Origin of the sequence: Pseudomonas cyclaminis, from assembly GCF_015163715.1 — a bacterium.
Taxonomy (GTDB): domain Bacteria; phylum Pseudomonadota; class Gammaproteobacteria; order Pseudomonadales; family Pseudomonadaceae; genus Aquipseudomonas; species Aquipseudomonas cyclaminis.
The window spans coordinates 1-7,103 of the sequence record NZ_JADDUM010000280.1; the positions used below are offsets into that span (position 1 = coordinate 1).

Genomic DNA, 7,103 nt, shown 5'->3' on the forward strand with positions numbered 1-7,103 from the left:
ATTGGTGGATGGTGGCACCCTGGCCCACTCCTTCGCCGGTCGCAAGCCGATCGCCCTCTGACGATCAGCGCAGGACTGAAAATGTGGAAGGGGGCGACAATTCGACTTGCCCCCGAAGGCGGTGGATCAGTTAACAAATTCTTTGACTGAAACACTGCAATCGGGGCAAGCCCCCCTCCCACCTCTGATCTGTGAATACATTCAACATGTGGGAGGGGCTTGCCCCCGATGGCCGGCCCCGACAACCACTACCTTTCAGTCAACGCAAACTGCGTCAGGCAAAACGTCGGAATCCCCATGTCTTCCAACCGCTGCGAGCCACCCAGCTCCGGCAAATCAATAATCGCTGCCGCTTCAAAAATCTTCGCGCCCATGCGCTGCACCAGGTTCGCCGCGGCAATCAGGGTGCGCCCGTGGCGATCAGGTCATCGAACATCAACACCGAGTCGCCTTCGCACAGGCTGTCGGCGTGCACTTCCAGGAAGGCCTCGCCGTATTCGGTCTGGTAACCCTCGGCCAGCACGTCCGCCGGCAGCTTGCCCTGCTTGCGGAACAGGATCAGCGGTTTGTTCAATTGATAGGCAATGATCGAACCGATCAGGAAGCCGCGGGCATCCATCGCGCCGATATGGGTGAAGTCGGCTTCGACATAGCGATGGGCAAAGGTGTCGGCCACCAGGCGCAAGGCCCTGGGCGATTGGAACAGCGGCGTGATGTCACGGAAGATCACCCCAGGCTTGGGGAAGTCGATGACGGGGCGGATCAGGGATTTGATGTCGAACGAATCGAAGGTCATCGTCGAAGAGTCCTGGGAGGAAAACGGACTCGAAGTATACCTGCGGCCTTGCCAAATGGCCCGGCCGCAAGTGTCTGCATCAGCCCTCTAGAGAACCACCTGCCAGCGCACACAGCTGGATGGGGTCGAGGATGTGCACTTCCTTGCCTTCGGCGGCAATCAACTCGTTCTGCTGGAAACGGGTGAACACGCGGGACACGGTTTCCACCGCCAGGCCCAGGTAGTTGCCGATTTCGTTGCGCGACATGCTCAGGCGGAACTGGTTGGCCGAGAAACCACGGGCCCGGAATCGCGCCGAGAGGTTGACCAGGAATGTCGCGATGCGCTCGTCGGCGGTTTTCTTCGACAGCAGCAGCATCATCTGCTGGTCGTCACGGATTTCGCGGCTCATCACGCGCATCAGCTGACGGCGCAGTTGAGGCAACTGTATGGCCAGTTCGTCCAGACGTTCGAAGGGGATTTCGCACACCGACGTAGTTTCCAGCGCCTGGGCCGACACGGGATGCATCTCAGTGTCCATGCCCGACAAACCCACCAGTTCGCTCGGCAGGTGGAAACCGGTGATCTGCTCTTCGCCGTTGTCGCTCAGGCTGAAGGTCTTCAGCGCGCCTGAGCGTACTGCATAGACGGAGTCGAACTGGTCGCCCTGGCGAAACAGAAACTCGCCTTTTTTCAGCGGGCGACCGCGTTTAACGATGTCGTCCAGCGCATCCATGTCTTCCAGATTCAGCGAAAGTGGCAGGCAGAGGGGGGCCAGGCTGCAATCCTTGCAGTGAGCCTGGCTGTGAGCGCGCAGTTTGACTGGCTCGGACATTTCTTAAATCCTTGTGGGAAAACACACATAAGACGTAAGGGTAACGCACTGGGGGGCGGTCAGGCCAGCCTGTACAAAAAACCGGCAGCGGTATAAAGCTTTGTGTATCGACGCCGATACATCTGTGTACGTCCATGAGCAGGAGCTCAGCGCATGTTGATTATCGCCGCCAACAACCCCGCCATTCGTGTGCCAAACCCAGAGCCGGCCAAGCCCGCTGCGGTGCCTGAGGCAGAGGAATCCTCATCGACGCCCGCCGCGACGGAAGGCGTGAAGGTGAGCATTTCGCCGGATGGCTTCAAGGCGGCGGGGGCGGTCAAAAGTGCCAACGCCGATATCGACGACAGCGGCCTGGACGACAACGTTAAACAAGTCCTGAAAATGATCCGTCAGTTGAAGCAGCAGATCGCCGAAAAAATGGCCGAGCTCCAGGCCATTGCGGCCGACAAGAGCCTGACCCCGGAGCAGGTCCAGGCCAAGACCGCCAGCGTGCAAGGTGCCATCAGTTCCTTGCAGGCCGGTTTGATGACGGCCCAGATCTCCTTGGCCAAGGCCATGAAAACCATGAGTGCCGATCAGGCGCTCAAGGCGGCTTCGTTGTCGATGTAACTAGATCACCCGGGAAAACCGCTGCCGGTTCTGGTGCTCCAGGTACGCGTCGAACACCATGCACACCGAGCGCACCAGCAAGCGCCCGGCGGGCAGCACCCGGATGCCCTGGGCGTCGAGTTCGATCAGGCCGTCCTCGGCCATGGCCTCAAGCTGCGGCCAGATCTCGTCGAAGTACCCACGAAAATCAATGTTGAAGGCCTGTTCGACGGGTTCGAATGCCAGGCTGAACGTGCAGATCAACTGCTGAATCACCTCCCGCCTCAGCCGATCATCCGTGGTGCAGACCAAGCCTCGGCTGGTCGCCAGCTGCGCACCGGCCAAGGTGTTCTGGTAGCCGTTGAGGTCACTGCTGTTCTGGCAATACAGGTCGCCGATCTGGCTGATCGCCGACACACCGAGGCCGATCAGGTCGCAATGGCCATGGGTGGTATAGCCCTGGAAGTTGCGTTGCAGGGTGCCTTCTTCCTGGGCGATGGCCAGTTCGTCATCCGGCAGCGCGAAGTGGTCCATGCCGATGTAGCGATAGCCGGCCTGGGTCAATTGCTCGATGGTGGTTTGCAGCATCAGCAACTTTTCCGCCGGCGCCGGCAGCTCGTCGCTGTTGATGCGCCGCTGGGGCATGAAGCGCTCCGGCAGGTGCGCGTAGTTGAACACCGACAGGCGGTCCGGTTGCAGTTTGATCACCTCTTCCACGGTGCGTGCGAAGTTGATCGGCGTCTGCTTGGGCAGGCCGTAGATCAGGTCGATATTGATCGAGCGAAACTGCAGGGTGCGCGCCGCATCAATCACCGCACGGGTCTCTTCCAGGCTTTGCAGGCGATTGACCGCCCGCTGTACCTCGGGGTCGAGGTCTTGCAGGCCAATGCTGACGCGGTTGAAGCCCAGCTCACGCAACAGGCCCATGGTGGCCCAGTCGGCTTCGCGTGGGTCGATCTCGATGCCGTAGTCGCCGGAATCATCATCGAGCAAATGGAAATGCTGGCGCAGGCGGCCCATGATCTGGCGCAGCTCGTCGTGGCTGAGAAACGTCGGGGTGCCACCGCCGAAATGCAGCTGCTCCACCGGCTGTTTCGGATCAAGGTGGCAGGCCACCAATTGGATCTCCTGCTCCAGGCGTTGCAGGTACGCCTGGGCGCGGCCACGGTCCTTGGTGATCACCTTGTTGCAGGCGCAGTAATAGCAAATGTTGGCGCAGAACGGCACATGCACATACAGCGACAAGGGGCGCACGGCCTTGCGACTGTCGCGCAGGGCGTGGAGCAGGTCGAAGGTGCCGACCTGGCTGTCGAATTGTACGGCGGTGGGGTAGGACGTATAGCGTGGTCCCGCCAGGTCGTAGCGATGAATCAGATCGGTGTCCCAACGAATGGCGTCGAGCATGCGGGCGTCCCCCGGATAGGCTAATGGGCCGAGTCTAGGGGCGGGGCGGCGATGGCATCTTGATTTGCATCAACGGGGAGCGGCGCTATGCCACATGGCGATTCAATGGCCCATCAGCCAGTGCTGGTGCGGTCCTGGCAAGGTCCAGATCCCGAACACGATGACCAGCAAGCCACCGGTCATGCGCACGCTGCGTTTGCGCAATAGCGCGGTGACGCGCTCGGCGGCCAGCCCGGTCGCCAGCAGCACCGGCCAGGTGCCCAATCCGAACGCGAGCATCAGCAGTGCACTGTCCAGCGCATTGCCCTGGCTCGCGGCCCACAGCAGGGTGCTGTAGACCAAACCGCACGGCAACCAGCCCCAGAGCGCGCCCAGCAGCAAAGCGCGGGGCAGGCTGGACACCGGCAGCAAACGCGTGGCAACCGGCTGGATATGCCGCCACAGGCCGCGTCCGAGGCTTTCAATACGGGTAAGGCCGCTCCACCAACCCGCCAGGTACAGGCCCATGCAGATCAGCAATAAACCGGCGAGCACGCGCATGAACATCGCCGCCGGGCTATTGGCCGCGGCCCAGCCGGCCAGGCCGATCAACAGCCCGGCCGTGGTGTAACTGAGGATGCGCCCCAGGTTGTACGCCAGCAACAGGCGAAACCGGCGGCTGCGTTGTTCCTTGGGAATCGCCAGGGTCAGCGCGCCCATCAGCCCGCCGCACATGCCCAGGCAATGGCCGCCGCCCAGCAGGCCGAGGATCAGCGCGGAGACCAGCAGCGGCGCCAATTCAAGCATGAGGCGGGTCTTTGGGCGGTTGCTCGGGACCGTTGGCTTCGTCGATGGCGGCCAGGTGGTTCGGGTCCTGATCGTCGAACAGCACGCTGTGGGCCGGGCCATCGAGGTCGTCGTACTGGCCGCTGTCCACGGCCCAGAAGAAGATGTAGATGGCGATGGCCACTATCAGCAGCGCCGCCGGAATCATTACGTATAAAGCTGGCATCTGCACTCCAGGCCCGGGCGGCTCATACGGGCAGCGGGCGGGTGATTGAGGGCGCGCTGACGGCCTGCGCGCTCGGCAGGCGAGTCAGGCGCAGGGCGTTGAGCACCACGGTCAACGAACTGAGGGACATGCCGACTGCGCCCAGATTGGCGTGATCCAGCCCAAGGCAGCAAACGGCAACATCAGGCCATTGTATAGGCCTGCCCACAGCAGGTTTTCAATAATCACCCGTCGGGTGCGCCGCGCCAGGCTGAAGGCCTGCACCAGGGCGTCCAGACGGTTGGACAGCAGCACCGCATCGGCGCTGGTCTTGGCCAGGTCGGTGGCCGAGCCCATGGCCACGCTGATATCGGCGGCGGCGAGCACGGGCACATCGTTGACCCCATCGCCGAGCATCAGCACCTTGCGACCTTCCTTGTGCAGCTGCTGCAGCACCTGCAGCTTGTCGTCGGGGCGCAGGCCGCCGTGGGCTTCGTCGATGTTCAACTCAAGGGCGACGCTGGCGACCATCGGCGAACTGTCCCCGGACAGCAGCAATGTGCGCCAACCGCGTGCCTTGCAGGCGGCGAGCAGCGCCGGGGCGTCGTTGCGCAGGCGGTCATCCAGCACGAACCAGGCGAGGGCGCGCAGCGGTCGCCGAGCAGCAGCCATTGCCCGGCGTCGTCCGGCGGGGCGGGGATCGGGCAGCCACTGAGTTCGCAGACAAACCCCGGCTGGCCGATGCGCAACAGACGCTCGCCCACGCGACCTTCCAGGCCCAGACCGGGGGTGCTGAGTACTTCGTCAGCGGCCAATGGCGCACGGCCAAAGGCGCGGGCAATCGGGTGTTCGGAGCGGTTTTCCAAGGCGGCGGCGAGGCCCAGGCAATCGTCGCTGCCCAGCTCGCCCAAGGGGCGGATGGCGCGCAAGGCCAGGCGGCCTTCGGTAAGGGTGCCGGTCTTGTCGAAAATCACCGTGTCGATCTGGTTCAGGCCTTCCAGCACATGGCCCCGGGTCAGCAGCAGCCCGAGTTTGTGCAGGGTGCCGGTGGCGGCGGTCAGGGCGGTCGGTGTCGCCAGGGACAATGCACACGGGCAGGTCGCTACCAGCATGGCCAGCACGATCCAGAACGCCCGTGATGAGTCCAGCTCCCACCACAGCAGGCCGATCAGCGCGGCGGCAATCAGCGAACACAGCAGAAACCACTGCGCGGCGCGGTCGGCGATTTGCGCCAGGCGCGGTTTCTCGGCCTGGGCGCGCTCCAACAGACGCACGATGGCGGACAGGCGCGTCTCGTGGCCGAGGGCGCGCACTTCGACGGTCAGCGCGCCTTCGACATTGAGGGTGCCGGCGGTGACGCTGTCGCCGACCTGGCGCGGTTGTGGCAGGTACTCCCCAGTGAGCAGGGATTCATCGATGCTGGACTGGCCGTCGAGGATCACGCCATCCGCTGGCAATACCGCGCCCGGATGCACCAGCACGCGGTCGCCCAGGGCCAGTTCGCTCAACAGGATGCGTTCGCTCTGGCCATCGCCTTTCAAGCGCAGGCACGAAGCCGGCAGCAGGTTGACCAGTTGGGCAGTGGCCGCCGCTGTGCGCTCGCGGGCACGCCGCTCCAGGTAGCGACCGGCCAGCAAGAACAGCGCAAACATGCCCACGGCATCGAAATACAGTTCGCCGACTCCCGTGATCGCGGTCCAGATACCCGCCAGATAAGCCCCGCCAATGGCCAGGGACACCGACACGTCCATGGTCAGGTGGCGCGTGCGCAGGTCACGCATGGCGCCCTTGAAGAACGGCGCACAGCTGTAGAACACGATGGGGGTTGTCAGAAACATCGCCACCCAGCGCAGGATCACATGCAGCTCGGGGCTCAGGTCGATATTGAATTCGGGCCAGGTGGCCATGGTCGCCATCATCGCCTGAAACCACAGCAACCCGGCCACGCCGAGTTGGCGCAAGGCCAGGCGGTTTTCGCTGGCCAGTTGCTCGGCGGCGCGGTCGGCTTGATACGGGTGGGCGGCATAGCCGATATGGCGCAATTCGCTGAGCACCTGGCTCAACGGCAGTTGCCCGTCGGCCCAGCGCACCTGCAAGCGATGGTTGGACAGGTTCAACCGCGCCTCGGCCACGGCGGGCAGGCTGCGCAGGTGTTTTTCGATCAGCCAGCCACAGGCGGCGCAGCTGATGCCTTCCATCAGCAGAGTGGTTTCGGCCAGTTCGCCCTGGTGGTGGACGAAGGGTTTTTGCACGTCGGCGCGGTCGTACAGCGCCAGTTCGTCGACCAGTTGCACCGGTAGCGACTCGGGGTTGGCCGAGGCTTCGCTGCGGTGCTGGTAATAGCTCTCCAGGCCTGCGGCCACAATCGCTTCGGCTACGGCCTGGCAGCCCGGACAGCAGAGCTCGCGGCGCTCGCCGAGGATGTCGGCGGTGAACCGGCTGCCGGGCGGGACGGGCAGGGCGCAGTGGTAGCAGGGGGTTGGGCTGGTCATGGTCAGGGATCTTGGTTGGCTGGGAGGGCCTCATCGGGG

Annotated in this window: 6 protein-coding genes and 2 pseudogenes; 1 reads left to right on the forward strand and 7 read right to left on the reverse strand. The window is 63.6% G+C overall.

Translation table 11 applies throughout. The annotated features are described in order from the left end of the window. Positions 1 to 248: 248 nt before the first annotated feature. Positions 249 to 796, reverse strand: a pseudogene (locus IQK56_RS28140) (adenine phosphoribosyltransferase). Between the two features lie 79 nt (positions 797 to 875). Further along, positions 876 to 1,610: a fumarate/nitrate reduction transcriptional regulator Fnr gene (gene fnr, locus IQK56_RS28145; RefSeq protein ID WP_032887662.1), complete on the reverse strand. Its 735-nt coding sequence runs from the start codon at positions 1,608 to 1,610 to the stop codon at positions 876 to 878. A 153-nt stretch (positions 1,611 to 1,763) separates the two neighbouring features. On the opposite strand from fnr, the gene IQK56_RS28150 reads away from it, so the two are divergent. Beyond that, a complete protein-coding gene (locus IQK56_RS28150; protein ID WP_193901904.1) occupies positions 1,764 to 2,219 on the forward strand; it encodes a hypothetical protein in 456 nt (151 codons plus the stop codon). Here IQK56_RS28150 and hemN read toward each other — a convergent pair whose 3' ends face one another. The 5 genes and pseudogenes from hemN to IQK56_RS28170 all read right to left on the reverse strand — a co-directional run. Further along, positions 2,220 to 3,602 (reverse strand): oxygen-independent coproporphyrinogen III oxidase, encoded by a 1,383-nt coding sequence (hemN, locus tag IQK56_RS28155; RefSeq protein ID WP_150677081.1) that lies wholly within the window; start codon positions 3,600 to 3,602, stop codon positions 2,220 to 2,222. Positions 3,603 to 3,704: 102 nt separating this feature from the next. Then, complete coding sequence (locus tag IQK56_RS28160) at positions 3,705 to 4,388, reverse strand: sulfite exporter TauE/SafE family protein (RefSeq protein WP_193901905.1); 684 nt, start codon at positions 4,386 to 4,388, stop codon at positions 3,705 to 3,707. Then, positions 4,381 to 4,593, reverse strand: coding sequence for a cbb3-type cytochrome oxidase assembly protein CcoS (ccoS, locus tag IQK56_RS28165; RefSeq protein ID WP_032887669.1), 213 nt, complete (start codon positions 4,591 to 4,593; stop codon positions 4,381 to 4,383). The genes IQK56_RS28160 and ccoS overlap by 8 nt, the downstream gene beginning before the upstream one ends. Before the next feature lie 111 nt (positions 4,594 to 4,704). Continuing rightward, positions 4,705 to 5,244 carry an HAD-IC family P-type ATPase gene (locus tag IQK56_RS31560; RefSeq protein ID WP_341869557.1) on the reverse strand — a complete coding sequence of 180 codons (540 nt, stop codon included), beginning with the start codon at positions 5,242 to 5,244 and terminating at the stop codon, positions 4,705 to 4,707. Between the two features lie 194 nt (positions 5,245 to 5,438). Further along, positions 5,439 to 7,064: pseudogene (locus IQK56_RS28170) on the reverse strand (heavy metal translocating P-type ATPase); the annotation flags it as partial. Between the last annotated feature and the right edge of the window lie 39 nt (positions 7,065 to 7,103).

Coding starts and splice junctions, on each gene's coding strand:
- hemN (WP_150677081.1), bottom strand. CDS start 3,602: ATGCTCGACGCCATTCGTTGGGACACCGATCTGATTCATCGCTACGAC.
- IQK56_RS28150 (WP_193901904.1), top strand. CDS start 1,764: ATGTTGATTATCGCCGCCAACAACCCCGCCATTCGTGTGCCAAACCCA.
- IQK56_RS28160 (WP_193901905.1), bottom strand. CDS start 4,388: ATGCTTGAATTGGCGCCGCTGCTGGTCTCCGCGCTGATCCTCGGCCTG.
- IQK56_RS31560 (WP_341869557.1), bottom strand. CDS start 5,244: ATGGCTGCTGCTCGGCGACCGCTGCGCGCCCTCGCCTGGTTCGTGCTG.
- fnr (WP_032887662.1), bottom strand. CDS start 1,610: ATGTCCGAGCCAGTCAAACTGCGCGCTCACAGCCAGGCTCACTGCAAG.
- ccoS (WP_032887669.1), bottom strand. CDS start 4,593: ATGCCAGCTTTATACGTAATGATTCCGGCGGCGCTGCTGATAGTGGCC.